The following is a 26,070-nucleotide window of genomic DNA, read 5'->3' as shown; positions in this document are numbered from 1 at the left end:
GTCGATGTACCGCCAAACAAACCGCAAGAAGCCGGGAAGATCGCCCGGAGTTCCATCGTCCGCACGGCTGCCGCTGGCCGCGGCGATCTGCCTGGCCATCGCCGTGCCGGCGTTTGCCCAGGACACGGGGCAGCCGGCTTCGCCGCCCGCGGCCACGCAGAAAAGCAGGAAGGTCACCACGCTCAAGCAGGTGACCGTCACCGCCGAGAAGCGCACCGAAGACCTGCAGAAGGTGCCCGTCAGCATCCAGGTGCTGGGGGAGGAAAAGCTGCAGCAACTGCACGTGCGCGACTTCGACGACTACGTCAAATACCTGCCCAGTGTCTCGTACGAAAGCTTCGGGCCGGGCTTCGCGCACGTGTACATGCGAGGCGTGGCCAGCGGCGGCGACGGCAACCACTCCGGCTCGCTGCCCAGCGTGGGCGTCTACCTGGACGAGGAGCCAGTCACCACCATCCAGGGCCCGCTCGACATCCACATGTACGACATCGCGCGCGTCGAGGTGCTGGCCGGGCCACAGGGCACGCTCTACGGTGCCAGCGCCGAGGCGGGCGCCCTGCGCATCATCACCAACAAGCCCGACCCCAGCGGTTTCGCGGCCAGCTACGCGCTGGGCACGAGCACGGTGAAGAACGGCGGCGTCGGTTACACCGGCGAAGGCATGGCCAACATCCCGCTGGCGAAGAACGCGGCCATCCGCCTGGTCGGCTGGCATGAGCACGATGCCGGCTACATCGACAACAGGACGGGCACGCGGACCTATCCGGTTTCAGGCATCAGCGTCAGCAACGCGAAGGACTGCACGCCCTCGCCGACGCTCGACTGCACCTACCGCGCCGAAAACGCCTATAACGATGCGACCACCAACGGCGCCCGCGCGGCGCTCAAGGTCGACCTGGACGATGACTGGTCGATCAGCCCCACCGTCATGGGCCAGCAGACCATCGCCCACGGCAACTTCGCCTACGATCCGGCGATCGGCGACCTGGCGGTCAGCCATTGGTATCCCGAACGCACGGACGACCGCTGGTGGCAAGCCGCCCTCACGGTGCAGGGCAAGATCGGCAACTTCGACCTGACCTACTCCTACGCGCACCTCAAGCGCAGTCAGGAGGAGGAAAGCGACTACAGCGATTACTCGTTCTGGTACGACACGCTGGCCGGCTACGGCGCGTACATCTACGACAACAGCGGCGCGTTGATCAATCCGTCGCAGTACATCTTCGCCCGCGACCGCTACAACCGCGACAGCCACGAACTGCGCATCGCCTCGCCGTCGGACGATCGCCTGCGGCTCGTCGCGGGCCTGTTCTGGGAGCAGCAGCATCACGACATCCAGCAGCAGTACAAGATCGACAACCTGTCCGACACGCTGGACACCCCCGGCTGGCCCGACACGCTGTGGCTGACCAAGCAGACCCGCGTCGACCAGGACGAGGCGGTGTTCGGCGAGCTCTCCTACGACTTCATACCCGACACCCTCACCGGCACGGTCGGCGGGCGCTACTTCCGCACCAACAACAGCCTGGGCGGCTACTTCGGCTTCAGCTCGGGCTTTTTCCCCGGTTCGAGTTACGGCCAGGCCGGCTGCATCTCGCCCGAGCCCTACCACGGCGCGCCGTGCCTGGACTTCGACAAGCGGGTGAAGGAGACCGGCTCGCTGTTCAAGTTCAACCTGACCTGGAACATCACGCCGACCAAGATGGTTTACGTGACCAAGTCCGAAGGCTTCCGGCCGGGCGGCATCAACCGGCGCGGCACCCTGCCGCCGTACATGTCCGACTACCTCACCAACTACGAGATCGGCTGGAAGAGCACCTGGTTCGACAACCGGCTGTCCTTCAACGGCTCGGTGTTCCGGCAGGACTGGAAGGATTTCCAGTTCAGCATCCTGGGCGCCAACGGTCTCACCGAGATCAAGAACGCCAACCAGGCGCGCATCACCGGCCTGGAATCGGAGCTCAACTGGGCGGCGACCTACAACCTGGAGCTGAGCGCCGGCTTCGCGCTCTACAACGCCAAGCTCACCGCGAACTACTGCGGCTTCACCGACCTGGCCGGCAATCCGATCACCGACTGTCCCGCTGGCACCATCAACCCGCTCACCGGCGAGGCGGTGGATGGACCGCAGGCTCCGGAGGGCTCGCGCCTGCCGGTCACGCCGCGCTTCAAGGGCAACCTGCAGGCCCGCTATACCTTCGACGTGGGCGAGAACGAAGCCTTCCTGCAGGCCGCCATCGTGCACGTGGGCGAGCGCCGTGCGGACCTGCGCCAGTTCGAGGGCGGGCTGCTCGGCAACCTTGCCGCCTACACCACGGCCGACCTCTCCGCCGGCTTCCACAAGAACAGCTGGACGTTCGACGTCTACATCAACAACCTGTTCGACAAGCGCGCGCAGATCTACAAGTACGCCGAGTGCGCGGAGGCGACCTGCGCCGCCCACGATGTGGTGCCGCAGTATCCGAACGGGCAGGTGTACACCGTCACCAACCAGCCGAGGACGATCGGCGTGAGGTTCAGCCAGGAGTTCTAGCCGTCGCTGTTGCAGAAAACCAAAAGCCCCGGCATGTCCGGGGCTTTTTTTTCGTGGCGCTGCGTGGCGCGTCAGTCCGGTCGCTTGTAGAGGACCCCGTCTTTCATCACGAACGGCACGTGCGCCAGAGCGCCGATGTCTGCTGTCGGGTCACCGCGCACCGCAATGATGTCAGCGTGGAGGCCCGCCTTGAGCTGACCGAACGCGTCCTGCTGGCGCAGGATCTTCGCGTCGACGGCGGTGGCGGCGAGCAGGGCCTGGGCGGGGCGCATGCCGTCGCGGACCATCCACTCCAGTTCCTTGTAGTTGTCGCCGTGGGTGAACACGCCCACGTCGCTGCCGTTGCCGATGGTGACGCCGGCCTCCAGCGCGAGCTTGAAGGCGCGTGCCGATTGCTGCATGTCGGCGTCTAGCGGCTGGCCGGGTTTCCAGCCGCGGAAGTACTCGGCGTAGGCCGCTTCGGCTTCCAGCGTGGGCAGGTAGGCGACGCCGTGCTGCTTCATCTGTTCGAACACCTCGCGGGTGCCGCCATAGCCGTGTTCGATGGTATCGACGCCGGCAAGCACCGCGCGGCGCATGCCCTCGGGCGTGGTCGAATGCACCGAGACCGGCAGGCCGAGCGAGTGGGCGGTCTCGACGCCGGCCTTGAGTTCCTCTTCGCTGAAGGTGGGTACCGAGCCGTGGCTCTTGCCGCAGTGGTAGTCGGCGTAGATCTTGATCCAGTCGGCGCCGTGGCCGGCCTGGTCGCGCACCGCGTCGATCATCTGCGGGACGCCACTGACCGGGATGCCGCCCTGCGGCAGGTCCAAGTCGCCGCGGAATCCCATCGGGCCGGGGCCGTAGCAGTGGCTGGCGATGGTCGCGCGCGTGGCGACGAACAGGTGCGGGCCGGGGATAAGTCCCTGGTCGATGGCGTGCTGGACGTCCACGTCCGCGTAGCCGGCGCCCTCGGTGCCCAGGTCGCGCAGAACGGTGAAGCCGGCCATCAGCGTGTCGTGCGCGTGCTGCACGGCTTCGATCGTGCGGTAGGGCAGGGATTCCTTGAGCACCTGGTCGTTCCACAGGGTCTCGTTGTACGGATGCAGGAAGATGTGCGAGTGCGCGTCGATCAACCCGGGCAGCAGGGTGGTGCCGGGCAGGTCGATGGTCTGCGTGCCAGGCGGCAGCTTCACCTGCGAGGCCGGGCCGACCGCCGCGATCCTGTCGCCTTGCACCAGCACCACCCAGCCCGCGTGCGCCTGCTCGCTGCGGGCATCGAACACACGGTCGGCCTTGAGCAGCCAGGGGTGATCGGCGGGCTTGGGCGTCGCGGCGCCGGCGGCGCCGGCAAGCAGCAGACCGCCGAGCAGCGCGGCGAGGGCGCGTTGAAGACGCGGCAATGGCATGGGCGTGTTCCTTCCGGTGGGGCCTGGTCGTCTTTTGTATCACCGACCGCCTGCCTTCGCAGGGCACCTCGAACTGCCCGGAGTTGCAGGAGCGCGCGTGGGCGCGACTGCGATCCGGTCGAGCCCGAGGGCGATCCTGCGGAAGAGCCGGCGGTTTTTCGAATGCTGGGCATGGCCGGCTACAGGGCCGACGGATGGATGCGGTATAAGACCCGTTTGCGGTCGGGAAGCGGGAATCATGTGTGGATTGGCGGGCCTGCTGCTGCCTTCGCCGGCGTGGCAGGAACAAGACCTTGCGGCGCTGGCCGGGGCGATGGGCGGTGCACTCCAGCACCGCGGGCCGGACGACAGCGGCACCTGGGTGGACGCGCCGGCCGGCATCGCGCTGGCGCACCAGCGGTTGAGCATCATCGACCTGTCGCCGCTGGGACACCAGCCGATGGCGTCGGCCGATGGCCGCTATGTGCTGGCCTACAATGGCGAGATCTATAACTTCGGCGAGCTGCGCAGCGAACTGGAGTCGCGCGGAGCGCACTTTCGTGGTCACTCCGACACCGAAGTGCTGCTGGCGGCGTTCGTCGCCTGGGGCGTGGAGGAAAGCCTGCGCCGCTGCAACGGGATGTTCGCGCTGGCGCTGTGGGACCGCAGCGAGCGCTGCCTGTGGCTGGCGCGCGACCGCGTGGGCAAGAAGCCGCTTTACTACGGCTGGGCCGGCGACACGCTGGTGTTCGGCTCGGAGCTGAAGGCGCTCTGGCGGCATCCGGATTTCGACAATGGCGTCGACCGCGACGCGCTGACGCTGCTGCTGCGGCTGGACTACATCCCCGCGCCGCACTGCATCCACGAGCGAGCGTTCAAGCTGATGCCGGGCCGCCTGCTGCGCCTGAACGCTGCAGCCGTCGCCGCCGGCGCCGGCGCGCACCGGCCGGACGTGGCGCAACGCCCGTTCTGGGATGCCCGCGAGCAAATGCGCGCCGCGCTGGCGACCCCTTTCGTCGGCACCGCCGCCGAGGCCGAGGAGCAGCTGGACACGCTGCTGCGCGACGCAGTCGGGCTTCGCATGGTCGCCGACGTGCCGGTAGGCGTGTTCCTTTCAGGCGGCACCGATTCGTCGATCGTCACCTCGATGATGCAGGCGCAGAGCGCGCGCCCGGTGCACAGCTTCAGCATCGGCTTCGAGGGCTCGCACCACGACGAGGCGCCGCTGGCGCGCGAGGTGGCCGGACACCTGCGTACCGACCACACCGAACTCTACGTCAGTGGCGCCGACGCGCTGGCCGTGGTGCCGCAGTTGCCGGCAATGTTCGATGAGCCATTCGCCGATGCCTCGCAGGTGCCGACCGCGCTGGTCGCCAAGCTCGCGCGCGGTGGCGTCACCGTGGCGCTGTCGGGTGACGGCGGCGACGAGCTGTTCTTCGGCTACAGCCGCTACCAGCGTGCGTTGCGCAACTGGCGGATGCTCTCGCGCATACCTTCCGCACTGCGCCGCCCGCTGGCGCGCATCGCACAAGGACAGGGCGAAGCCTCGCGCGGTGGCGGCATGGCCGCGCTGCTGGCGGAGATGGGCGCGCGTGGTATCGGTGACGTGTACCGCAACCGCGTGGCGCGCTGGCGCGACCCGGCCGCGGTGGTGCCGGGCGCGCGGGCGCTCGACTCGTTCTATCACCAGGCCGATCCGCTCGATGGCGTCGGCACGCCGGCCGACGCGATGATGCTGGCCGACTTCGTCACCTACCTGCCGGACGACCTGCTATGCAAGGTCGACCGCACCAGCATGGCCGTGAGCCTGGAGGCGCGCGCGCCGCTGCTGGACTGGCGCGTGGCGGAGTTCGCCTGGTCGCTGCCGCTGGACATGAAGCTGCGCGATGGCGTGAGCAAGTTCCTGCTCAAGAAGGTGCTGCTGCGCTACCTGCCGGCGTCGATGGTGTATCGCGGCAAGCGCGGCTTCGGCGCGCCGGTGACGGAGTGGTTGCGCGGCGATCTGAAGCCCTGGGCGGGCGACCTGCTTTCGCCCGGGCGCCTGGCCGCCGAAGGGGTGTTCGACGCGGCGGCGATCGCGCAGGTATGGCAGCGATTCGGTGGGGGCGAGCGCAAATGGCACACACACCTCTGGAACGTGTTGATGTTCCAGGCCTGGCAGGACTACTGGCGGCAGAGCCGCGCCGCGCTGCGACGGTAGTCCTGGCCGGTGCCGTCAGTCGGACTTGCTGACGGTGAGTTTCTGCCCGATGCGGATGTCGCTTCCGCCCAGGTGGTTCCAGCGTTTCAGCTGCGCGACCTGCACGTGGTACCGACGGGCGAGGTCGAACAGCGTGTCGCCGCGGCGGACCACGTGCACGACCGGCGTGGCCGCGGCCTCGGCGTCGGGCGCGCCCGGGATGTGCTCGGCCGTGCTGGTGGCCGGTGCATCGTCGCGGTCCAGGCCCGGCAGCGCGGGATTCGCGCCCACGCTGGCGACCCGTTCGTTTGGATCGGCGACCGCCTGGGCCAGTAGCGCCGTGCGCAACTGGTCGGCATTCCGGCGCGGAAGCAGCAGCCGGCCACCGTGCCGGGTGTCGATGACGCCGTTGCGGTAGCCGGCGTTGATGACGCTCAGGGTCTCCAGCGGCAGGCCCGCCTGGCGGGCCACTTGTTTGAGGGGAAGGCGCCGGTTCACGTCCAGCGCAACCAGCTGCTGGTCTTCGTCCAGCGTCGGCAGGGTGACGTGGTAGCGCTCCGGCTCGCGCACCACGCAGGCGAGCGCCATCAGCTTGACCAGGTGTGCACGGGTGCCCGCGCGCACCGGCAACGTCGGCACCGCCGGTTCGGCTGGCGGCGCGCCTTCGCGATTGACCAGGCGGTCGATGCCGTAACGGCCAGCGTTGTAGGCGTAGTCAGCCAGGCGCCAGTCCTGGAAGTAGTCGTGATAGTGGCTCAGCAGCGCCATCACCTTGTCGGTCGACTCGGTCAGATCGAGGCGGCCGTCGTAGCTCGGCCCGACGCTCAGGCCCATGTGGCGCGCCGTGTTCGGCATGATCTGCCACATGCCCGCGGCGCGGTTCCGGTTCGGCGCGACCGGGTTGAAGTGACTCTCCACCCACGGCAGCAGCGCGAACTCGCCCGGTACCCCGTGGCGCGCGGCGCTTTCCTCGACGTAGACCAGCCGAGGCAGGATGCGCTGCATCTGCGCCTCGAAGCGCTTGGGGGAACGCGTGTAGCGGCGGGCCCAGGTTTCGATCGCCGGATCGGCCGCGCAATCGGTCATCGCGAAGCTGTCGCGCAGGCGCTCCCATACGTTGGTGGTGGTCACTGGCACCTGCGGGATCGCGGGCGCGGCGGTCACATCGGGTACCTCGGCCTGCGGCGCCTCCGCGCCTGGTGTCGTGGACCGGGGAACGGGCGCAATGGCGCAGGCGGCGACCAGCAGCGACAGGACAAGCGGCAAGGGGCGCAGTACGTGTTTCATCCTTGGAAGACATCCTTGGCGGCGCGCAGCGCGGCGAAGCGTTCGACCCGGCTGCCGGAGACGTGGTGCCGGCTCGCCCATTCGGTCAGCGATTCGCTGTCGATGCGCAGGAAGGGATTGCAGGCCAGCTCGCTGGCCAGCGGCACGGGAAGGGTGGGGCGGCCCAGCGCACGTGCCTCGGCGACCTCGGCGCAGCGAGCCGCCAGCGAAGGATTGGACGGGTCGACTTCACGCGCGAAGCGGCCGTTGGACTGGGTGTACTCGTGGCCGCAGCAGACTTCGAGGTCCCCTGGCAGCGCTGCCAGCCGTTCGAGTGACGCCAGCATCTGCGCTGGCGTGCCTTCGAACAGGCGTCCGCAGCCGAGGCTGAACAGCGTGTCGCCGCAGAACAGCAGGCCTTCGCCGGCATATGCGATGTGGCTGCGGGTGTGGCCGGGGACTTCGATCACTTCGAAGTGCGATTGCGGCCGGTCCAGCATGACGACCTCGCCATCGCCCACACGGTGGTCGACGCTGCCGATGCGCTCGTCGCGCGGCGCATGAACGGTGGCGCCGTGGCGCTCACGCAGCACCTTAGCCCCGGCGACGTGGTCGCCGTGGTGATGGGTCAACAGGATCGCCCGCAACTGCAGCGCACGCCCGGCAAGGGCGGCCTCGACGGGCGCGGCGTCGCCGGGATCGACCACGATCGCCTGGCCGGCATCGTCGTGCAGCAGCCAGATGTAATTGTCGGCAAGCGCCGGTAACGGTACGACGTGCAAGAACGGTCTCCGCAGTCTTCGTATCGACTGGCGCAGGCATCCGGCTTGCGCGAACCGCCCGACTATAAGTGGCGTATCCGGGAGGCTCGTTAGTGAGCCGTTAAACGTGTGATTTTTGTTCAGGCAGGCGGCCGGTTCCGCGACCTGTGACGCGCTTGCGACCGCCAACGGCTACACTTCGCTTTTGCGGCATAACGGGCGCGACATGGCCGAGCGCGATCAAGACATCTATGCCAGCAAGCCGATGCGCGGCCTGCTCGCCGCAGAGGCGCAGGCGCTTGCTCCGGAGCTGCAGCGCTGCGCCGGCGCGTATGCATTGCAGGTGTCCGCTGTCGCGCGGGCCTCGCCGCCGGCCCTGCCGATGCTCGATCGCTGGGTTCACCTGCATCTGGATGGCAACCATGGCGCGGGCGACCTGCACACGTGCATGGACGAACCGCTGCCGTTCCTGGACGACGCCTTCGGCCTGGTGCTGCTGAGCCATGCGTTGGAAGTGGCGCCCGATCCGCAATTCTTGCTGCGTGAGGCCGCCCGCGTCCTGATGCCGGGTGGGATGCTTGCGCTCACCGGCATGCATCCGGCCAGCGGCTGGTTGCCCTGGCTGCTCTGGCGCGGCCGCCGTGGCGTGAACCTGGAATCCCCGCTGCGCATCGGCCATTGGCTACGCAGTGCCGAACTCAATGTCGAGCGCGTGCAACGGGTCGGCCCCATGTGGCCGAGCTCGGCCGCGGTGCCGCACCATGGCGGTCCGCTCGGCGGCGGTTACCTGCTGATCGCGCGCAAGCGCCGCCAAGCGGCGGCTCCGGTCCGGCTGCGCCCGCGTGCGATCGCCGCGGCGCCGGTCGCCGGCCTGGCGCCCGGTGCGCGCCGCAGCGCCGCCGCCTGATTTTTCGCGAGGAACGATGATCGAAGTCGAAGCGTTTACCGACGGCGCGTGCCTGGGCAATCCCGGGCCCGGCGGCTGGGCTGCATTGCTGCGCGCCAAGGGCGTCGAGCGCGTGTTCTCCGGCGGAGAGCCAGACACCACCAACAACCGCATGGAACTGATGGCCGCCATCGGTGCGCTGGAGGCACTGACGCGCCCGTGCAAGGTCGTGCTGACCACCGACTCGCGCTACGTCATGCAGGGCATCGAGCAATGGCTGCCGAAGTGGGTCGCCAACGGCTGGCGCACGTCCGACAAGAAGCCGGTCAAGAACCAGGACCTGTGGGAGCGGTTGGCAGCGGCCAAGGCGCCGCATCAGGTACGCTGGGCGTGGGTGCGCGGCCACACGGGCCACGTGGAAAACGAGCGCGTCGATACCGCCGCGCGCGAGCAGGCCGAGCGTTACAGGGGCAGGGCATGAGGCAGATCGTTCTGGATACCGAGACCACGGGTCTGGAAGTGCGCCAGGGTCACCGGTTGATCGAAATCGCCTGCGTGGAACTCATCGAGCGACGTCCCAGCGGCCGGCACTGGCAGACCTATCTCAACCCCGAGCGTGCGATCGACGAGGGCGCGCGGCAGGTCACCGGCATCGAGGACGAATTCCTGCTCGACAAGCCGCGTTTCGCCGAGGTCGTCGCGGAGTTTCTCGAGTTCATCGGCGATGCCGAGCTGATCATCCACAACGCAAGTTTCGACGTCGGCTTCCTCGACGCGGAGCTGGCGCGCGTGGGCGCGCACATGGGCTGCATCGCCGACCGCTGCCGCGTGATCGACACCCTGGCGATGGCGCGCGAGCGCTATCCCGGCCAGCGCAACAGCCTGGATGCGCTGTGCAAGCGCCTGGGCGTGGACAACTCCGCGCGCGACCTGCACGGCGGCCTGATCGACGCCCAGCTGCTGGCCGACGTCTACCTGTACATGACCTCCGGCCAGGTCGCGCTGGACCTGGCGTTCGAAGGCGCCACCGACGAAGCCGGCGCGGCCGTGCTGGCGCCGGTCACGCTGCTGCGCCGCCCGCGCGTGCTGCGGGCGGATGCCAATGAAATCGCTGCGCACGAAAGCCGTCTGGATGCGCTGGACAAGGCCGCCCAAGGCGGTAGCGTGTGGCGTCGGCTGGAGCAGCCTGAAGCGGCGTTGGCCGAAGCCTAGGCATCGGCGGCGCAACGGACGCTACGGTTTGCCAGGAAGGCTGGCGAAGCGACTCGCGACGCCGGATGGGATTGTTTTTTTTAGAGATTATTGGGCGCGACTGCGGGGCATGGCGGTCGCCCGAGGCGCCCCTACAGGTGCGAGCGTCGGGGTTCGTTGAGCGCTAAATCACGCGCGCCAGGATCACCGTGATGTTGTCGTCCGCGCTGCCGTCGAGTGCGGCCAGCAGCAGGTGATCGACGCATTCCTGCGCGGCCAGGTCCGTACGCCCGACGATCCGCGCGATCGCGGCGTCGGACAGGCCCTCGGTCAGGCCGTCGCTGCACAACACGAAGCGGCTGCCCGGTTCGGCGCGCCCGCGCGCCATGCCGATATGCAACTGCTCGATCGAGGTCACGCCCAGCGCCTGCGTCAGCACGTTGCGCTGCGGGTGGCGATTGGCCAGCGCCGGGTCGAGCTGGCCGGCGGCGACCAGTTCCTGTACCAACGAATGGTCGTGGCTTACCTGGCGCAGCGCGCCGCCCTGCCAAAGATAGATGCGGCTGTCGCCGACCCAGGCCACCTCGTAGCGGTCGCCGGCCAGCTTCAGCGCAGCGACCGTGGTGCCCATCGGCAACCGGTCCGCCGCGGCGCTGGAATGCCGGAACAGCCGCTCGCCCGCGCTGCGCACTGCCTCCACCAGTCCGCGCCCGCGCGCGACCTGCTCGACGATCGCATCGCGCACCAGCGCCGAGGCCACCTCCCCATGCTGGTGTCCGCCCATGCCATCGGCGACGAGGAACAGGCCCAGCGCCGGATCGGCGTAATAGGTGTCCTCGTTGCGCGCGCGGCGCAGGCCGACGTGGGTACCGTGTCCGAACTCGATCATGGGGTGCCTGAAGGTGCGAGCGCCACGCAGCATGCCATGGCGCCGGGCTTCGCAAAAGAAAGGCGGAAAAACAAAACGCCCCACGAGGGGGCGTTTGTCTTTACTGGCGGAGAGGGTGGGATTCGAACCCACGGTACGCTTACACGTACGCCTGATTTCGAGTCAGGTACATTCGACCACTCTGCCACCTCTCCGAAAAGGTTCGCGGGTCGACGCGAGCCGGCGATTTTACGTGGAGCCGGGAGTCCTGACAAGCGCTCCCGGCACGCCGGGCTCCGACCTCAACCGGCCTTCTTCTTGGCCAGCCGCAACCAGGTGTCGACCACCGTGTCGGGGTTGAGCGAGACCGATTCGATGCCCTGGTCCATCAGCCATTCGGCCAGGTCCGGATGGTCGCTCGGGCCCTGGCCGCAGATGCCGACGTACTTGCCCTTTTCGCGGGCGGTCCTGATCGCCATGGCGAGCAGCTTCTTGACCGCCGGGTCGCGCTCGTCGAACAGGCTGGCGACGATGCCCGAATCGCGGTCCAGGCCGAGCGTCAGCTGGGTGAGGTCGTTGGAGCCGATGGAGAAGCCGTCGAAGATCTCCAGGAACTCGTCGGCGAGCAGGGCGTTGGATGGCACCTCGCACATCATGATGACCTTGAGGTCGCCCTCGCCCTTCTTGAGGCCGTTCTTCTCCAGTACCTCGATCACCTTGCGACCTTCGCCAAGGGTGCGCACGAACGGGATCATCACCCACACGTTGGTGAGGGCCATGGTCTCGCGGACCTTCTTGACCGCCTTGCATTCCAGCGCGAAGGACTCGGCGAAGCCCGCATCGACGTAACGGCTGGCGCCGCGGTAGCCGATCATCGGGTTCTCCTCGTGCGGCTCGTAGCGCGAGCCGCCGATCAGGCCGGCGTATTCGTTCGACTTGAAATCGGACAGGCGCACGATCACCGGCTTCGGGTACACCGAGGCGGCGATGGTGGCGATGCCTTCGGCGAGGCGGTCGACGTAGAAGCTCACAGGGTCGGCATACCCGGCCATGCGCTCGTCGATCTTCGCCTTGGTCTCGGCGTCCTGGCGGTTGTATTCGAGCAACGCCTTCGGGTGCACGCCGATGTGGCTGGCGATGATCATTTCCAGGCGCGCCAGGCCGATGCCGGCGTTGGGCAGCATGCCGAAGTCGAACGCACGCTCGGGGTTGGCGACGTTCATCATGATCTTGAGCGGCGCCTCGGGCATCGCGCCGAGGTCGGCGGTGATGCGGTCGAAGGCGAGCTTGCCCTCGTAGATCGTGCCGGTGTCGCCCTCGGCGCAGGACACGGTGACTTCCGCGCCATCCGGAATCAGCTGCAGGGCATTGCCGGTCCCGACCACCGCCGGCACGCCCAGTTCGCGCGCGATGATCGCGGCGTGGCAGGTGCGGCCGCCGCGGTTGGTCACGATGGCTGCGGCGCGCTTCATGATCGGCTCCCAGTCGGGGTCGGTCATGTCGGCGACCAGCACGTCGCCGTTCTGGAACTCATGCATCTGGCTGATCGACTTGACCACGCGGGCCTTGCCCGAACCGATCTTCTGGCCGATGGCGCGGCCCTCGGCGAGCACCTTGCCCTTCTCGTTGAGCTGGAAGCGTTCGAGCTGCGTGGCGTGCGCGCGCGACTTCACCGTCTCCGGACGCGCCTGCACGATGTAGAGCTTGCCGGTGTTGCCGTCCTTCGCCCACTCGATGTCCATCGGGCGGCCGTAGTGCTGCTCGATCACCAGGGCCTGCTTGGCCAGTTCCTGCACGTCTTCGTCGGAGAGGCAGAACCGGTTGCGCAGCTCGGCCGGGGTTTCCTCGATGCGCACGCGCTCACCGGGCTTGTCCGAATAGACCATGCGCTGCTGCTTGGCGCCGAGGCTGCGGCGGAGCAGGGCGGGCTTGCCTGCCTTGAGCGTGGGCTTGAAGACATAGAACTCGTCCGGGTTGACCGCGCCCTGCACGACCATCTCGCCCAAGCCGTAAGAGCCGGTGACGAACACCACGTCGCGGAAGCCCGACTCGGTGTCCAGCGTGAACAGCACGCCGGAGGCGCCGATGTCCGAGCGCACCATCAGCTGCACGCCGGCGGAAAGGAACACGTCTTCGTGCTTGAAACCCTGGTGCACGCGGTAGGCGATCGCACGGTCGTTATAGAGCGAAGCGAAGACTTCCTTGACCTTGTGCAGCACGTCGTCGATGCCGACCACGTTCAGGAAAGTTTCCTGCTGGCCGGCGAAGGATGCATCCGGCAGGTCTTCAGCGGTGGCCGAAGAGCGCACGGCGACGGCGATGTTGTCCGCGCCGGCGTCCTTGCACAGCTTGATGTAGGCGTCGCGGATCGCCTGGTCCAGTTCCTGCGGCAGCGGCGTTTCGGTGACCCAGCTGCGGATCTCCTTGCCGGCGGTGGTCAGTGCCTCGACGTCTTCCACGTCCAGACCATCAAGCCGCGCCCGGATGCGCTTGGCCACGCCGCTCTTGTCCAGGTACTGCTGGAACGCGTCAGCCGTGGTGGCGAAGCCGCCGGGCACCGAGACGCCGAGCTTGGCGAGGTTGCCGATCATCTCGCCGAGCGAGGCATTCTTGCCGCCGACTTTGCCCAGGTCGGTCATGCGCAGGTTGTCCAGCCAAAGCACCAGGTCGTTCAAGGGAATCTCCTTAGTAAAGCTTGGGTAATACGCTGCGCCGCGCCGAAACCGGGCCGCAAAGGACTGGTATTGTCCGCTTTCGATGGTGCATGGCACAAGAAGACCATTTGTTCACGATGCCGCGCCAACTGCATACCAGTCAGCGCGGAGTCAAGCAGGGACAGGCTTTGGCGCTTGCGCTAAGGTGCCTGGCCAAGCCCCGCGGACAAATGGAAGACAGGCATGCAACGTACGGTTTTCTTCATATCCGACTCCACTGGTATTACGGCGGAGACGATCGGCAACTCCATCCTTGCGCAGTTCGAGGGCATCCAGTTCGACAAGCATCGCCTGCCGTTCGTGGACGACGCGCATAAGGCCGAGGCTGCTGCGCTCCGCATCAAGACCCGTTACGCGCAAACCGGCGAGCGGCCGATTGTCGTCAACACGATGGCCGATCGGGGCCTGTGCGAGGTCGTGGCGGCGAGCGGTGCGCTGATGCTGGACGTGTTCGCGCCGTTCATCGGGCCGCTGGAGGAAGAGCTGGGCGCCAAGCGCTCGGGCATGGTCAACCGCTCGCACGGCCTGGTCGACTTCGACAAGTACGAGGCGCGCATCAACGCCACCAACTACGCGCTGGCGCACGACGATGGCGTGGACGTGGATTACGAGCAGGCCGACCTGATCCTCATCGGCGTGTCGCGCTCGGGCAAGACGCCCACCTGTCTCTACATGGCCTTGCATTACGGCGTCAAAGCCGCCAACTACCCCCTGACCGACGACGACCTGGACAAGCTGGAACTCCCCAAGCGGCTCAAGCCGTACAAGGATCGCCTGTTCGGCCTCACCATCGACCCGCAGCGGCTGGCGCAGATCCGTGAACAACGCCGGCCCGACAGTCGCTATGCCACAGTGCAGCAGTGTCGCTGGGAACTGGAACAAGCTGACCGGCTCATGCGCCAGGCGGGGATATCCTCGCTCAACACCACCCACGTCTCGATCGAAGAGATCGCCAGCAAGATCTTCGAGCGCTTCGGTATCGAGCGAACCATGTTTTGAGGTATATGCAGGCTCAATGAGTGCCGTACTGGACAACCGCTCCGCCTTGCTCCCGGGACGCTTCGAATTCCTGATGGGGTTGTATGCGGAGAACTACCACCGCCTGGCGCACCTGTTCGCGCCGCAGACGCTTGCGCCGGGGCGCTATCGTTCCAGCGTGGACGACGGCCTGGACGTGCACATGCATGTGCAGGAGCGGCATCCCTACACGCTGGAGCTGGAGTTGACCTACGGGTTCGTCGACGCGAACACGGGGCATCCGACTCCGTCGGCGCAGCTTCGGATGTACACCGATGCGCACGTAGCCGAGGCGCTGCATTGCCATCCAGGCCGGCACCTGTGGCAGGTGCTGGGACCGTTCCCGGAAGCGCACACGGTGCTGCAGCATCGGCTGCGCATGAACGGGTTCCTGTCGCGCTGGTTGGAGTACCTGGCCGAGCAGGGGCATTCGCCCGGAACGCTCGAGCGGATCGAGGAAGCGGCATTTCCGTAGGTGGGCCTCAGCCCACCATGCCCTTGGCGAACGTGCGGTGGGCCCAAGCCCACCCGATGTTTCCGGCCACGGTCGAAAGCAGTGATGCTTCGCGAATGGCGAAATCGAAACAACAAAAAACCCGCACGAGGCGGGTTTCTCATTAGTGGCGGAGCGGACGGGACTCGAACCCGCGACCTCCGGCGTGACAGGCCAGCATTCTAACCGACTGAACTACCGCTCCGCGTTGTCTTCCAGCTACACAAAGTGCGAGGCCAACCTTGGCGTCCCCACGGGGATTCGAACCCCGGTCGCCACCGTGAAAGGGTGATGTCCTAGGCCTCTAGACGATGGGGACGTATTAGGTTGGTGGAGCCAGGCGGGATCGAACCGCCGACCTCCTGCATGCCATGCAGGCGCTCTCCCAGCTGAGCTATGGCCCCGCCGCTGGAAGCCCGGAAGAATAGGCAGGGTTCGCGAATCCGTCAAGCTTTTTTTGGAGAATTTTGCGCCTGTCGTCACGCGTGTTTGCTCCGCGCCGACACGCTCGCGTTGTGACGTAAGCTGGACGGCCACACTCGCCGGAGCATGCATGCACGAGATCGGTTTCATCCGCGACCTCGCCATGGTGATGATCGTCGCGGGCGCTACTACGGTGCTCTTCCAGCGCCTTCGCCAGCCCGTGCTGCTCGGCTACATCCTCGCCGGCATTTTGATAGGCCCTCACACGCCGGGCGTGTTGGTGGGCGACCCGCGCGCCATCGACGACATCTCCAATCTCGGCGTCGTGCTGCTGATGTTCACGCTGGGCCTGGAGTTCAGCGTGCGCAAGCTGCGTGAGGTCGGCATGGGCGTGCTGATGGTCGCGGTGATCGAGGTGGGCCTGATGCTGTGGATTGGCACGGGTCTGGGCGAGGCGCTCGGCTGGAACCGGATGGATGCGTTGTTCCTCGGCGCGCTCATCTCGCTGTCCTCGACCATGGTCGCCACGCGCACGCTGGCCGAAGGTGGCCTGCGGCACCTGCCGTTCGCGCAACGGGTGGTCGGCATCCTGGTGGCCGAGGACGTTCTGGCGATCGTGATCCTCACGGTGCTCAGCGCAGTGGCCATCGGCGGCGCCATGGAGGCGGGTACCGCGTTGACGGTAGTGGGGCAGGTGGGACTGTTCGTAGTGGCCGGCATGATCCTGGGCCTGTTGCTGTTGCCCAGACTCATCGACTACGTGGCCGGTTTCGGCCGCGACGAAACGCTGCTGGTGTGTGCGTTGGGCGTGTGCTTCGGCGCGAGCCTGTTCGCGGCATCGCTGGGCTTCAGCGTAGCGTTGGGTGCATTCCTCGCGGGCGCGGTCATCGCCGAAGCGCGCAATGCGCATCGTGTCATGCGGCTGGTGGAACCCCTGCGCGACATGTTCGCGGCGCTGTTCTTCGTGGCGATCGGCCTGAAGATCGATCCTGCCCTGTTGTGGCAGTACGCACTGCCCGCGCTGGGCGTCGCCGTGGTGGTGATCGTCGGCAAGACGCTGACGGTCGGCATGGGCATGGTCGCGGTCGGGCAGGAGGTCCGCTCCTCGATCCGCACGGGCCTGAGCATGGCGCAGATCGGCGAGTTCTCGTTCGTGATCGCCACGCTGGGTGCCTCGCTCGGCGTGGTCAGCGATTTCGTCTATCCCACCGCGGTCGCGGTATCCGTGGTGTGCATGGCCGCGTCGCCCTATCTGGTTGGACATGCCGACGGCATCGTCGATGGCATGCGGCGCGTCACTCCCGGCCCGCTGCGGCTGTTGCTGACCAGCTATGCGGGCTGGCTGGGAAGCCTTCGGCCGGTGGAGCAGAACGCGATGATCGCCGCGATGCTGCGCCGATTGCTCTGGCACATCGGCGTCAACGTGGTGCTCGTCATTACGCTGTTCGTCATCGGTGCGTACGTCAATGCGCACAACTGGGCATGGTTCTCCACCTTGGGCGCCGGGCGCGAGACGCGGCATTCGCTGATCTTCGCCGCGGCGCTGTTCCTGTCGCTGCCGATGCTGATCGCCATCTACCGCAAGGCCGAGGCGCTGGGCATGCTGTTGGCGGAACTGGGCATCCGCGAGCAATTTGCCGGCGGCTACACACACGCCATCCGCAGCCTGCTGGCGCGGCTCATCCCGTTGGGCACGCTGCTGGCACTCGGTTTGCTGGTAAGTGTGCTCGGTTCGGCGATCCTGCCGCCGCGAGGCGTGGCGATTTTGCTGCTGGTGGCGGGCGTGTTGCTGTCGGCCGTGCTGTGGCGTGCGCTGGTGAAGATGCACGCCCGGTTGCAGGCGGCCCTGCGCGACACGCTGGAGCGGCCGTCGGCCGACGACTGAGGGGAACCTTTCCAAACCATGACGGTCGACAGCCGGTGTCGTTGCCAAGACCGCTCGACGCGCCTCACAATGCTCCGCCTGCCTCCATCGGGGAGGCCCGGCCGCATTGCCGGCAAATCCATACACGAGGGAGTTTCTTCGATGAAGCATTTTCTGCGTCCCACGCTGACGGCGGCCACCCTGGCCGTTGCGCTGGGCATGACCGCGGGGGTCCACGCCCAGTCCGCCAAGTCGGGCGCCGCTGGCACGGTCGACAAGACCAAGGCCAGCTATGTGGTCGGTTGGGACCTGGCCAGCCAGCTGCCGCCGCTGGTGCGCGAGGAAGTCGATCCGGCGACGGTCGCCCGCGCCGTGCAGTCGGCACTGTCGGGCCAGAAGCCGACGATGAGCGAGGCCGAAGCCAAGACCGTGCGCGACGCCTTTGTCGCCAAGCTCCAGGCCAAGGCCAAGGCCCAGTACGAGAAGGTCGCCTCGGAGAACAAGTCCAAGGGTGAAGCCTTCCTCGCCAAGAACAAGAGCCAGCCGGGCGTGAAGACGACCGCCTCGGGCCTGCAGTACAAGGTTGTCAGCGAAGGCACCGGCGCCCGCCCGGGCCCGAACGACACCGTGCAGGTGAACTACGTCGGTACCTTCGTCAGCGGCGAGAAGTTCGATGCCTCGGCCGATCACGAGAAGGGTCCGGCTTCGATCCCGCTGCAGGGCGTGATCCCGGGCTTCCGCGAAGGCCTGGAGCTGATGAAGACCGGCGCGCACTACATGCTCTACATCCCGTCGAACCTGGCCTACGGCGCGCAGCCGCAGAACGGCTTTCCGCCGAACGCCACGATCATCTTCGACGTGACCCTGGTGAAGACCGGCCCGACCCCGGCCGGCGGCGGCCAGGACGCGGCGGGCAAGTAAGCCTTCCTGCATCGGCAAATCGAAGGGCGCGGAGCGATCCGCGCCCTTTCTTTTTGCGGTCGTCACGGGTGGCGCCTGTTAGAATCCGCGATCGTTTTGTTGGAGCGATCACCCGGATGATGAATGTCACCCTGTTCGGCACCGGCTACGTCGGCCTGGTCACCGGCACCTGCCTGGCGGAAATGGGCAACCATGTCCTGTGCGTGGACGTGGACGCGGCCAAGGTCGCGCGTTTGAAGCATGGCGAGGTGCCGATCTACGAGCCAGGCCTCGCGCCGATGGTCAAGCGCAACCACGAGGGTGGTCGGCTTGACTTCACCACCGAGGCGGAGCCGGCGGTGCACCACGGCGACGTGATCTTCATCGCCGTGGGGACGCCGCCGGACGAGGACGGCAGCGCGGACCTGCGCTACGTGCTGGAAGTGGCGCGCAGCATCGGCAAGCACCTCAACCGCTACGCGGTGGTGATCAACAAGTCGACCGTGCCGGTGGGCACCGCCGACAAGGTGCGCGCGACCATCGCCCAGGCGCTGGCCGAGCGCGGCGCGGTGATTCCGTTCGACGTGGTCTCCAACCCCGAGTTCCTCAAGGAAGGCGACGCGGTGGAGGACTGCCTGCGGCCGGACCGCATCGTGATCGGCAGCTCCAGCGAGCGCGCCGTCGGCGTGCTGCGCAAGCTGTACGCGCCGTTCAACCGCAACCATGACCGCACGGTGGTGATGGACGAGCGTTCGGCCGAGCTGACCAAGTACGCGGCCAACGCGATGCTGGCGACCAAGATCAGTTTCATGAACGAGATCGCCAACATCGCCGAGCGCGTCGGCGCGGACATCGAGCAGGTGCGCCGCGGCATCGGTTCGGACCCGCGCATCGGCTACCACTTCATCTACCCCGGCGCCGGCTACGGCGGCTCGTGCTTCCCCAAGGACGTGCAGGCGCTGGAGCGCATCGCGCGCACCGTGGACTACGAGGCGAAGCTGCTGGGTGCGGTGGAGGCGGTCAACCACGCGCAGAAGGGCAAGCTGTTCGAGCTGATCGAGCGCCACTGTGGCGGCCAGCTGAAGGGCCGGACCGTGGCGTTGTGGGGCCTGGCGTTCAAGCCCAACACGGACGACATGCGCGAGGCGTCCAGTCGGCGGCTGATGGAACAGCTGTGGGCGGCCGGCGCCAGGGTGCGCGCGTTCGACCCGGAGGCGCGCGCGGAGACCACGCGCATCTACGGCGAGCGGGCGGATCTCACGCTGTGCGAGGACGCGTACGAGGCGCTGGACGGCGCCGACGTGCTGGCGATCGTGACCGAGTGGAAGGCGTTCCGCGCGCCTGACTTCGCGCGCATTCGCGGCGTATTGAAGGACCCGGCGATCTTCGACGGACGCAACCTGTACGACCCGGCGCAAGTGGAGGAGGCGGGGCTGGCCTATTACGGCATCGGGCGCGGGCGTTCGCTGAGGCCGGCGAATGTCTGACATCGAGCGCCGCCTGGAAGAACTGGAGGTGCGCCTCACCTTCCTCGATGACACGGTGGCCGCGCTGGCCACCGCCGACGCCGAGCAGGCCATGCGACTGGTGGCGCTGGAGCGCGTGCTGCACGATCTGCGTGCGGAACTCGCCTCGATGCGCACCTCCCAGGGCAGCGATCCGCACAGCGAGCCACCGCCGCCCCACTATTGACAAGCACCGGACGCGCGTGGCGTTTTCCGGAAGACCAACGCAACACTGGAGCCGGATCATGGCCGACTCTCTTCGTGATCAGCTGCTCAAGAGCGGCATCGTCAAGCAGGTGCGCGAGGAACAGCGCGCGAAGTCGCCGTCCCCGGCACCCCGGGGCGGACGTCCGCCGCAGGGCAAGGGCAAGGCGTACGTGCCGAAGCCGCGGCGCGACGACGGCGAGGTGGACCTGGCCAAGGCTTACGCCATCCGCGCGCAAACGGAGGCTGCCGAGCGCAAGCGCGCCGAGCAGGAGGCCGCCGAGCAGGCGCGCATCAAGCGCGAGCGCAAGGCAAAGATCCAGAAACTGCTGGAAGGCCAGGCGCTGAACAAGGCCGAGGCCGACCAGGTGCGTCACTTCGAATACGGCGGCAAGATCCGGCGCGTACACGTTGACGCGGACCAGCTGGCGGCGATCAACGACGGGCGGCTTGGCGTCGTGCAGCAGAACGGCCGCTATCTGCTGGTCAGCCAGGCGGTCGCCGAGCAGGTGCGCGGGATCGACCCCCACCAGCTGGCGCTATTGGTCGATCCGCAGGCGGCGACCGACGATGACGGCGTGCCTGATGACCTGATGTGGTGAGTAGGGTGGGCCACGCCCACCCTGCGAGAGCTACGGCGTCATGGGCTGGCTGAGCGCCGGCGAGTCCCAACCCTGCTTGGGCAGGAAGCGTTCGCCATGCCGATGCGCCAGTTGCTCCAGACGGCCGCGGACATTGGCGGCACCCTCGCTGCGGATGTACTGGATCGGGCCGCCGCGGAACGGGGCGAAGCCCGTGCCGAAGATCACGCCGGCGTCCAGGAGGTCGGCATCATCCACCACGCCATCGGCCAGGCAGGCGACCGCTTCGTTGACCATCGGCAGGATCATGCGGTCCTGGACCTCCGGCGGCGGCGTGTAGTCGGGGTCGACTTCCGGCTTGACCGGCTTGCCGTCCTGCCACACGTACAGGCCCTGGCCATCCTTCTTGCCGCGCTTGCCGGCTTCGAGCTTGTCCTCGATGCCGGGCGGCAGTTCCAGCCCCAGGAAAGGTGCCAGTTCCTTGCCGACCGAGGCGCACACGTCCAGACCGACCGTGTCGGCCAGCTCGATCGGCCCCATCGGCATACCGAACTTCTTCGCCTCGCGGTCGAGCACCGGTCCGGGGACGCCTTCGCTGTAAAGGCGCAGGGCTTCGAGCAGGTAGGGCATCAGAATGCGGTTGACCAGGAACCCAGGCGTGCCCTTGACGGCCACGGGCACCTTGCCCAACGCCTTGCAGAAAGCCAGCGCGCGCTTTTCGACGGTGGGGTCCAGCTGGTCATGGCGCACCACCTCGATCAGCGGCATCTGTGCCACCGGATTGAAGAAGTGCAGGCCCAGGAACCGCTGCGGGGCGGCCAGCCCCGGACGCAGTTCGTCCAGCGGGATGCTGGAGGTGTTGGTGGCGAGGATTTCCTGCGTCTTGAACTGCGGCTCGATCTTCGCGTAGAGCTCGCGCTTGGCTTCGGGGTTCTCGTAGATCGCCTCGATCGCGAGGTCGGCCGTCGCCACGCCCGCACCTTCGACATCCGCCCGCAGACGGCCCATCGCGGCTTCCACCTTTTCCGGCGTCTTGAGCTTCTTCTCGTAGAACCCGCGGGCGCGATCCAGCGCAGGCTGGACGAACTTCATCTCGCGGTCCTGCAGGGTCACGTCGAAGCCCTTGTAGGCCGCCCAGGCGGCAATGTCGCCGCCCATCACGCCGGCACCGACCACATGCACGCGGCGGATGCCGGGGTCGACCCCGCCGCCGGCCCCTTTCAGTCGCTCCTGCAGCAGGAACACGCGGATCAGGTTGTGCGCCGTGGGCGTCTGCGCCAGCTTCGCCACCGAGCGGGCTTCGAGCTTCAGGCGCTGCTGGATGCTGGCGCCGCCGTTCTGCCATACGTCGATCAGCGCGAACGGCGCCGGGTAGTGTTCCTTTCGCACCTTGGCCGCAGTCTGCTTGACCACCATCGGCGCCAGGATCTGGCGTACGGGCCACCAGTTGGTCGCCCAGGCCTTGGCACGCTGCGCGAACGGCCGCGCATGCGGGCGGCGCAGCAGGGCGCGTGCCTCGGCCAGCAGTTCGGCCGGCGGCGCCACCCGGTCGACCACGCCCAGCGCCAGCGCGCGCCGGGCCGAGAGCGGCCTGCCGGTAAGCATGATCGGAAGCGCCTCGGTGGCGCCTATCAGGCGCGGCAGGCGGGCGGTGCCGCCCCAGCCGGGATGGATGCCCAGCATCACCTCTGGCAGGCCGATCTTGGTCTTGTCGTCGTCGGCGGCGATGCGCTGGCGGCACGCCAGGATCAGTTCCGTCCCGCCGCCCATGCAGGCGCCGTGCACCGCGGCCACGGTCGGGCAGGGCAGGCGGGCCAGCGATTCGAACACCTGCTGACCGTGCCGGATATTTTCCAGCACGGTGTCCTGCTCGGCGTAGCGCACGAATTCCTTGATGTCCGCACCCACGGCGAAGCCCGAAGCCTTGGCCGAATGGACGATCACGCCGGCCGGCTTCTCGATCGACAGCCGCTCGACGATCTGCGCCAGTTCGTCCAGCACTTCGCGGGAAATGGCGTTGACGCTGCTGTCGGCACGATCGAGCGTCAGGGTGACGATGCCGCCCTCGTCCACGCTCGTCTTCCAGTGATTGAAGCGCAATCCTTCGAACATGGCGTTGGGAGGGGTGGCCGGGGAGCCCTGAACCATACCGCTGCGTGCGGATGAATGCGAGTTGAGGGGCCGGTCGCGATCGGGGCCGATCTTCCGGAACGGTGACTTGGCGCTATTGCGCTTCGCCCGCAAGTCCGTAACTTACGCTCGATGAACCCCTTGCTGGCCTCCGCCCCGCCACCTCCCGGCATCGAGATCTTCGAGCGCATCCTGGCCGCGCCGGCCGGGCTGATCCTGCTCGAGGGCTGCGACAGCCAGGCGTTGATCGAGCAGTTCCGCGCGGTCGTGCGCCGGAGCGGGCAGACGGTGTACCTGTGGCAGCCGGACCTGGGCCTGGGCAATCTGATCGACGCCCATGCACGCGTGCCGGGCAGCCAGCGGCTGGGGGCGGCGCTGCGCTACATGCAGCAGAGCATGCATTTCGGCGTCTACCTTCTGATGGGCCTGGAGCCACCGCTGTCGGCGATGGACAGCACCTTGCTGCGCCAGTTGGCCAAGCCCCCGACCGGGCACGTGCGCCGGGTCGTATTGCTGGATGCCTCGCCCGCACTTATCGATCACCTGGGCGACATGGCCATGCGCATGAAAGGCCAGCCCGATGCGCCACTGCGCCCGCGCCTGCGCGACGGCCGCTGGCTGGTTGCCTGAGGACCACGTGAGCGCCGGCATCCTGGTGGTCGCTGCCCAGCGCGATTTGCGCCGGAACGTGTTCGACGCCCTGGACGGCGCCGGCCACCCGACCATTCATACCGCCCGCGGGGTGCCGCACGCCGAATTGCTGCTGGACGGTCGCCCCCCGCTGGCGCTGGTAGTGGTGGCCTTCGACGGCGACGAAATCGTTGCGCAAACGGCCTGCGAGCAGCTGCGGCGCATTCCCGCCTGTGCCGAGGCCCCCATGATCGCGGTGCTGGCCGATGGCGCCACGGTCAAGCCCGGTCAGCTTCCGCCTGGCGTCTCTGACTGGTTGTACGCATCGCAGGTGGAGCTGGAACTGGTTGCCCGCTGGCGCCGGACCCGTCCGCAGGCGTCCCTGCCGATGCAGGCCGGGCCTGACCAGTACCGCTTCGCATTCGAAGAGGACGCGAGCGAATGGTTGATCGTCGACCCGCAGACCGAGCGCGTGCTGGAAACCAGTTCGGCCGTTGTCCGGCACAGTCACCTCGAGGTCGAGCAACTGGTCGGCCGCGGTCTGAGGGAGCTGCTGGCGTTCGAGGGCATCGCGATCGAGCACGTGCTGCAGCAGGCCGACCGGCGCTGGTATGCCTGCCAGCGGCGCTCCAGCCGCGGCGCGGACACCGGCCAGGCCAGCGCGCGGCGGGTCCGCCATGGCGGACAGGATGCGATCGCGCTGCTGTTCCGTAGCGACCGGGCCGACATCCGCGCCGAGGCGGCGCTCAGCCTGCTCTCACGCATGTTCGCCTCGGCCAGCGGCATCGACACGCAGAAAGTGGCTGCCCGTCTGCTGGTGGACGAATTGGGCCTGGACTATCTGGCCCTGTGGTCGTCCCGGCCGGCGGAGGGCGCTTCCGGCCCCGGTCTGTTGATCCAGCTGTGGCGCGGCGAGGACCAGCCCTGGCCCGCGCCCGCCCAGCAGGGCGTGCTGCGCCAGGTGCTCGACGGCAAGGCGATCCTGCATCCGGTCGACGCGCGCAAGCTCGGCGCAAACGACCCGCTGATCGAGATGCTGGGCGTCTCCGGTTTCGCGGGCCTGCCGCTGTTCGACGAGCGGCGCTCGGTTCTGGGCGCCCTGCTGGTCGGCAGCCGCACGCCGTTCGGTGACATGGGCCTGGTCGAGCCGGTGCTGCGTTGCGCGGCGGCGCGCTTCGCGCATGCGCAGGAATTGCGCCTGACCCGTGAACAGGGCCGCGCGGAAGGCTTGATCGACTCGCTCACCGGCCTGCCCAACCGCCTGCTGTTCAACGACCGCCTGGACACCATCATCCGCGAGGCGCACCGCACCCGCGAAACCTTCGCCGTGCTGTTCGTCGACCTGGACCGCTTCAAGGACATCAACGACACGCTCGGTCACGCCGCCGGCGACCATGTGCTGAAGACGGTCACCCACCGCCTGTGCTCGAGCGTGCGTGCCTCCGACACGGTGGCGCGCTACGCCGGCGACGAATTCGTGGTGGTGCTTCGCCACATCATCAAGAACGACGACGTGCTGCGCGTGGCGGAGAAGATCGTCCAGGTGATGGAGGCGCCACTGAAGATCGCCGGCGAGGAAGCGCCACTGAAGGTCACCGCCTCGATCGGCGTGAGCTTCTACCCAGACGATGCGCTCGATGCCGAGACCCTGCTCAAGCACGCCGACGAGGCGATGTATGCGGCCAAGCGCCAGGGCCGCAACAACTTCCAGTTCTACGAGATCAGTCCGGAACAGGCGCAGCAGCACGACGTGCTGCTCAAGACCCGCCTGCGCCATGCCGAAGGCAACGGCGAACTGCGCGTGTTCTACCAGCCGCAGGTGGATGCCGAGAGCGAGGACATCGTCGGCATGGAGGCGCTGGTCCGCTGGGAACACCCGGAATTGGGCCCGATCAGTCCCGGCGTGTTCATCCCGCTGGCGGAGGAGACGGGCCTGATCGTTTCGCTCGGCGCCTGGGTGCTGCGCACCGCCTGCCGACAGGCGCACGAGTGGGAGGAAAAGTACGGCCTGCGCCTGCGCCTGGGCGTCAACCTCTCGGCCGTGCAGCTGATGGAGCCTGACCTGCTGGACACCGTGACCGCCGCGCTGGCCGAAACCGGGCTGGATCCGCGCTTGCTGGAACTGGAAGTCACCGAGAGCATCAGCATCAAGGCAGTGCCCAACCTGGTGGAAAACCTGCACGGCCTGCATCGGCTCGGCTGCCGCATCGCCATCGACGACTTCGGCACCGGTGCCGCGTCGCTGGACTACCTGCGCAAGTTGCCGGCCGACCGCATCAAGATCGACCAGAGCTTCGTGCGCAACATCGGCATCGATCCGGACGACGAGGCGATCGTGCGCGCGACCATCGAAATGGCGCATCGCCTGAAGCGCGGTGTGGTCGCCGAGGGTGTGGAGATCGAGCAGCACCTGAAGTTCCTGCGCGCCAATCATTGCGACGAGTTGCAGGGCTACCTGTTCTGCCGCCCGCTGCCGCATGCCAGCTTCGATCGCCTGCTGGCCGAGCGCCAGCGGCTGCTGGTCGAGCCGCAGGCGAACGTGGCCTGAGTGCAGGGCGGGC

At 67.5% G+C, this 26,070-nt stretch carries 20 protein-coding genes and 4 tRNA genes; 14 read left to right on the top strand and 10 right to left on the bottom strand.

Going from position 1 to position 26,070, the window contains the following annotated elements:
• Window positions 1-4 precede the first annotated feature (4 nt).
• A complete protein-coding gene (locus tag ACFWZ1_RS10065) occupies window positions 5-2,533 on the top strand; it encodes a TonB-dependent receptor (protein WP_439666310.1) in 2,529 nt (842 codons plus the stop codon).
• 71 nt (window positions 2,534-2,604) lie between these two features.
• On the opposite strand, the gene ACFWZ1_RS10060 is transcribed toward ACFWZ1_RS10065, so the two are convergent.
• A complete protein-coding gene (locus tag ACFWZ1_RS10060; protein WP_439666309.1) occupies window positions 2,605-3,918 on the bottom strand; it encodes an amidohydrolase family protein in 1,314 nt (437 codons plus the stop codon).
• A gap of 238 nt (window positions 3,919-4,156) precedes the next feature.
• On the opposite strand from ACFWZ1_RS10060, the gene asnB reads away from it, so the two are divergent.
• Entirely contained in the window at window positions 4,157-6,097 is a 1,941-nt protein-coding gene (gene asnB, locus ACFWZ1_RS10055) for an asparagine synthase (glutamine-hydrolyzing) (protein ID WP_439666308.1), read from the top strand.
• Window positions 6,098-6,112: 15 nt separating this feature from the next.
• Here the strand turns inward: asnB and ACFWZ1_RS10050 are convergent, their stop codons facing one another.
• Window positions 6,113-7,363 (bottom strand): transglycosylase SLT domain-containing protein, encoded by a 1,251-nt coding sequence (locus tag ACFWZ1_RS10050; protein WP_439666307.1) that lies wholly within the window; start codon window positions 7,361-7,363, stop codon window positions 6,113-6,115.
• Window positions 7,360-8,124 (bottom strand): hydroxyacylglutathione hydrolase, encoded by a 765-nt coding sequence (gene gloB / locus ACFWZ1_RS10045; RefSeq protein ID WP_439666306.1) that lies wholly within the window; start codon window positions 8,122-8,124, stop codon window positions 7,360-7,362. The genes ACFWZ1_RS10050 and gloB overlap by 4 nt, the downstream gene beginning before the upstream one ends.
• 205 nt (window positions 8,125-8,329) lie before the next feature.
• On the opposite strand from gloB, the gene ACFWZ1_RS10040 reads away from it, so the two are divergent.
• From ACFWZ1_RS10040 to dnaQ, 3 genes are read left to right on the top strand one after another with little or no spacing between them, the layout of a single operon-like run.
• On the top strand, window positions 8,330-9,010 hold the full coding sequence (locus ACFWZ1_RS10040; protein WP_439666305.1) for a methyltransferase domain-containing protein: 681 nt from the start codon (window positions 8,330-8,332) through the stop codon (window positions 9,008-9,010).
• Between the two features lie 16 nt (window positions 9,011-9,026).
• Entirely contained in the window at window positions 9,027-9,470 is a 444-nt protein-coding gene (gene rnhA / locus ACFWZ1_RS10035; RefSeq protein ID WP_231320356.1) for a ribonuclease HI, read from the top strand.
• Entirely contained in the window at window positions 9,467-10,201 is a 735-nt protein-coding gene (dnaQ, locus tag ACFWZ1_RS10030; RefSeq protein WP_439666304.1) for a DNA polymerase III subunit epsilon, read from the top strand. The genes rnhA and dnaQ overlap by 4 nt, the downstream gene beginning before the upstream one ends.
• A 163-nt stretch (window positions 10,202-10,364) precedes the next feature.
• On the opposite strand, the gene ACFWZ1_RS10025 is transcribed toward dnaQ, so the two are convergent.
• The 3 genes from ACFWZ1_RS10025 to ppsA all read right to left on the bottom strand — a co-directional run bounded on the left by ACFWZ1_RS10025 (window position 10,365) and on the right by ppsA (window position 13,723).
• The gene (locus ACFWZ1_RS10025; RefSeq protein WP_439666303.1) at window positions 10,365-11,069 is read right to left on the bottom strand and encodes a PP2C family protein-serine/threonine phosphatase; all 705 of its coding nucleotides are present in this window, start codon (window positions 11,067-11,069) and stop codon (window positions 10,365-10,367) included.
• A gap of 104 nt (window positions 11,070-11,173) precedes the next feature.
• Window positions 11,174-11,263: transfer RNA gene (locus ACFWZ1_RS10020), tRNA-Ser, on the bottom strand.
• Between the two features lie 87 nt (window positions 11,264-11,350).
• Window positions 11,351-13,723: a phosphoenolpyruvate synthase gene (gene ppsA, locus ACFWZ1_RS10015; RefSeq protein WP_439666302.1), complete on the bottom strand. Its 2,373-nt coding sequence runs from the start codon at window positions 13,721-13,723 to the stop codon at window positions 11,351-11,353.
• Window positions 13,724-13,945: 222 nt separating this feature from the next.
• Between ppsA and ppsR the strand changes: the two genes are divergently transcribed.
• Both ppsR and ACFWZ1_RS10005 read left to right on the top strand, forming a co-directional pair.
• Complete coding sequence (ppsR, locus tag ACFWZ1_RS10010; RefSeq protein ID WP_231320348.1) at window positions 13,946-14,761, top strand: posphoenolpyruvate synthetase regulatory kinase/phosphorylase PpsR; 816 nt, start codon at window positions 13,946-13,948, stop codon at window positions 14,759-14,761.
• A gap of 16 nt (window positions 14,762-14,777) precedes the next feature.
• On the top strand, window positions 14,778-15,254 hold the full coding sequence (locus ACFWZ1_RS10005; RefSeq protein ID WP_231320346.1) for a DUF1249 domain-containing protein: 477 nt from the start codon (window positions 14,778-14,780) through the stop codon (window positions 15,252-15,254).
• Window positions 15,255-15,400: 146 nt separating this feature from the next.
• Here ACFWZ1_RS10005 and ACFWZ1_RS10000 read toward each other — a convergent pair.
• The 3 genes from ACFWZ1_RS10000 to ACFWZ1_RS09990 form a co-directional block, all read right to left on the bottom strand.
• Window positions 15,401-15,477: transfer RNA gene (locus ACFWZ1_RS10000), tRNA-Asp, on the bottom strand.
• Window positions 15,478-15,515: 38 nt separating this feature from the next.
• A tRNA-Glu gene (locus tag ACFWZ1_RS09995) sits at window positions 15,516-15,591 on the bottom strand.
• Window positions 15,592-15,600: 9 nt separating this feature from the next.
• A tRNA-Ala gene (locus ACFWZ1_RS09990) sits at window positions 15,601-15,676 on the bottom strand.
• 149 nt (window positions 15,677-15,825) lie between these two features.
• Between ACFWZ1_RS09990 and ACFWZ1_RS09985 the strand changes: the two genes are divergently transcribed.
• From ACFWZ1_RS09985 to ACFWZ1_RS09965, 5 genes are all read left to right on the top strand, one after another.
• Window positions 15,826-17,580 carry a cation:proton antiporter gene (locus tag ACFWZ1_RS09985; RefSeq protein ID WP_231320344.1) on the top strand — a complete coding sequence of 585 codons (1,755 nt, stop codon included), beginning with the start codon at window positions 15,826-15,828 and terminating at the stop codon, window positions 17,578-17,580.
• Window positions 17,581-17,721: 141 nt separating this feature from the next.
• Entirely contained in the window at window positions 17,722-18,480 is a 759-nt protein-coding gene (locus tag ACFWZ1_RS09980) for an FKBP-type peptidyl-prolyl cis-trans isomerase N-terminal domain-containing protein (RefSeq protein ID WP_439666301.1), read from the top strand.
• A 119-nt stretch (window positions 18,481-18,599) separates the two neighbouring features.
• Window positions 18,600-19,946 (top strand): UDP-glucose dehydrogenase family protein, encoded by a 1,347-nt coding sequence (locus tag ACFWZ1_RS09975; protein ID WP_439666893.1) that lies wholly within the window; start codon window positions 18,600-18,602, stop codon window positions 19,944-19,946.
• The gene (locus ACFWZ1_RS09970) at window positions 19,939-20,151 is read left to right on the top strand and encodes a SlyX family protein (RefSeq protein WP_231320340.1); all 213 of its coding nucleotides are present in this window, start codon (window positions 19,939-19,941) and stop codon (window positions 20,149-20,151) included. The genes ACFWZ1_RS09975 and ACFWZ1_RS09970 overlap by 8 nt, the downstream gene beginning before the upstream one ends.
• 58 nt (window positions 20,152-20,209) lie before the next feature.
• A complete protein-coding gene (locus ACFWZ1_RS09965) occupies window positions 20,210-20,770 on the top strand; it encodes a DUF2058 domain-containing protein (RefSeq protein ID WP_439666300.1) in 561 nt (186 codons plus the stop codon).
• Window positions 20,771-20,800: 30 nt separating this feature from the next.
• Here the strand turns inward: ACFWZ1_RS09965 and ACFWZ1_RS09960 are convergent, their stop codons facing one another.
• A complete protein-coding gene (locus ACFWZ1_RS09960; protein ID WP_439666299.1) occupies window positions 20,801-22,861 on the bottom strand; it encodes a 3-hydroxyacyl-CoA dehydrogenase NAD-binding domain-containing protein in 2,061 nt (686 codons plus the stop codon).
• Window positions 22,862-23,011: 150 nt separating this feature from the next.
• Here ACFWZ1_RS09960 and ACFWZ1_RS09955 point away from each other — a divergent pair, with 150 nt between their 5' ends.
• Together ACFWZ1_RS09955 and ACFWZ1_RS09950 are read left to right on the top strand one after the other, a co-directional pair.
• On the top strand, window positions 23,012-23,509 hold the full coding sequence (locus ACFWZ1_RS09955; RefSeq protein WP_231320334.1) for a hypothetical protein: 498 nt from the start codon (window positions 23,012-23,014) through the stop codon (window positions 23,507-23,509).
• 7 nt (window positions 23,510-23,516) lie between these two features.
• Window positions 23,517-26,057: a putative bifunctional diguanylate cyclase/phosphodiesterase gene (locus ACFWZ1_RS09950; RefSeq protein ID WP_439666298.1), complete on the top strand. Its 2,541-nt coding sequence runs from the start codon at window positions 23,517-23,519 to the stop codon at window positions 26,055-26,057.
• The last annotated feature ends 13 nt before the right edge of the window (window positions 26,058-26,070 follow it).

The sequence above is a fragment of the Frateuria sp. GZRe14 genome, assembly GCF_051900395.1.
GTDB lineage: Bacteria > Pseudomonadota > Gammaproteobacteria > Xanthomonadales > Rhodanobacteraceae > Frateuria_A > Frateuria_A edaphi.
This window is presented reverse-complemented; position numbering and strand designations above follow the sequence as displayed.

What these genes read in the sequence shown, in the direction of transcription:
- dnaQ (WP_439666304.1), top strand. Translation starts at nt 9,467, where the DNA reads ATGAGGCAGATCGTTCTGGATACCGAGACCACGGGTCTGGAAGTGCGC.
- asnB (WP_439666308.1), top strand. Translation starts at nt 4,157, where the DNA reads ATGTGTGGATTGGCGGGCCTGCTGCTGCCTTCGCCGGCGTGGCAGGAA.
- ACFWZ1_RS10025 (WP_439666303.1), bottom strand. Translation starts at nt 11,069, where the DNA reads ATGATCGAGTTCGGACACGGTACCCACGTCGGCCTGCGCCGCGCGCGC.
- ACFWZ1_RS10060 (WP_439666309.1), bottom strand. Translation starts at nt 3,918, where the DNA reads ATGCCATTGCCGCGTCTTCAACGCGCCCTCGCCGCGCTGCTCGGCGGT.
- ACFWZ1_RS09975 (WP_439666893.1), top strand. Translation starts at nt 18,600, where the DNA reads ATGAATGTCACCCTGTTCGGCACCGGCTACGTCGGCCTGGTCACCGGC.
- ACFWZ1_RS09955 (WP_231320334.1), top strand. Translation starts at nt 23,012, where the DNA reads ATGAACCCCTTGCTGGCCTCCGCCCCGCCACCTCCCGGCATCGAGATC.
- ACFWZ1_RS09985 (WP_231320344.1), top strand. Translation starts at nt 15,826, where the DNA reads ATGCACGAGATCGGTTTCATCCGCGACCTCGCCATGGTGATGATCGTC.
- ACFWZ1_RS10050 (WP_439666307.1), bottom strand. Translation starts at nt 7,363, where the DNA reads ATGAAACACGTACTGCGCCCCTTGCCGCTTGTCCTGTCGCTGCTGGTC.
- ppsR (WP_231320348.1), top strand. Translation starts at nt 13,946, where the DNA reads ATGCAACGTACGGTTTTCTTCATATCCGACTCCACTGGTATTACGGCG.
- ACFWZ1_RS10040 (WP_439666305.1), top strand. Translation starts at nt 8,330, where the DNA reads ATGGCCGAGCGCGATCAAGACATCTATGCCAGCAAGCCGATGCGCGGC.
- ACFWZ1_RS10005 (WP_231320346.1), top strand. Translation starts at nt 14,778, where the DNA reads ATGAGTGCCGTACTGGACAACCGCTCCGCCTTGCTCCCGGGACGCTTC.
- ACFWZ1_RS09965 (WP_439666300.1), top strand. Translation starts at nt 20,210, where the DNA reads ATGGCCGACTCTCTTCGTGATCAGCTGCTCAAGAGCGGCATCGTCAAG.
- ACFWZ1_RS09970 (WP_231320340.1), top strand. Translation starts at nt 19,939, where the DNA reads ATGTCTGACATCGAGCGCCGCCTGGAAGAACTGGAGGTGCGCCTCACC.
- ACFWZ1_RS10065 (WP_439666310.1), top strand. Translation starts at nt 5, where the DNA reads ATGTACCGCCAAACAAACCGCAAGAAGCCGGGAAGATCGCCCGGAGTT.
- ACFWZ1_RS09980 (WP_439666301.1), top strand. Translation starts at nt 17,722, where the DNA reads ATGAAGCATTTTCTGCGTCCCACGCTGACGGCGGCCACCCTGGCCGTT.
- ACFWZ1_RS09960 (WP_439666299.1), bottom strand. Translation starts at nt 22,861, where the DNA reads ATGTTCGAAGGATTGCGCTTCAATCACTGGAAGACGAGCGTGGACGAG.
- rnhA (WP_231320356.1), top strand. Translation starts at nt 9,027, where the DNA reads ATGATCGAAGTCGAAGCGTTTACCGACGGCGCGTGCCTGGGCAATCCC.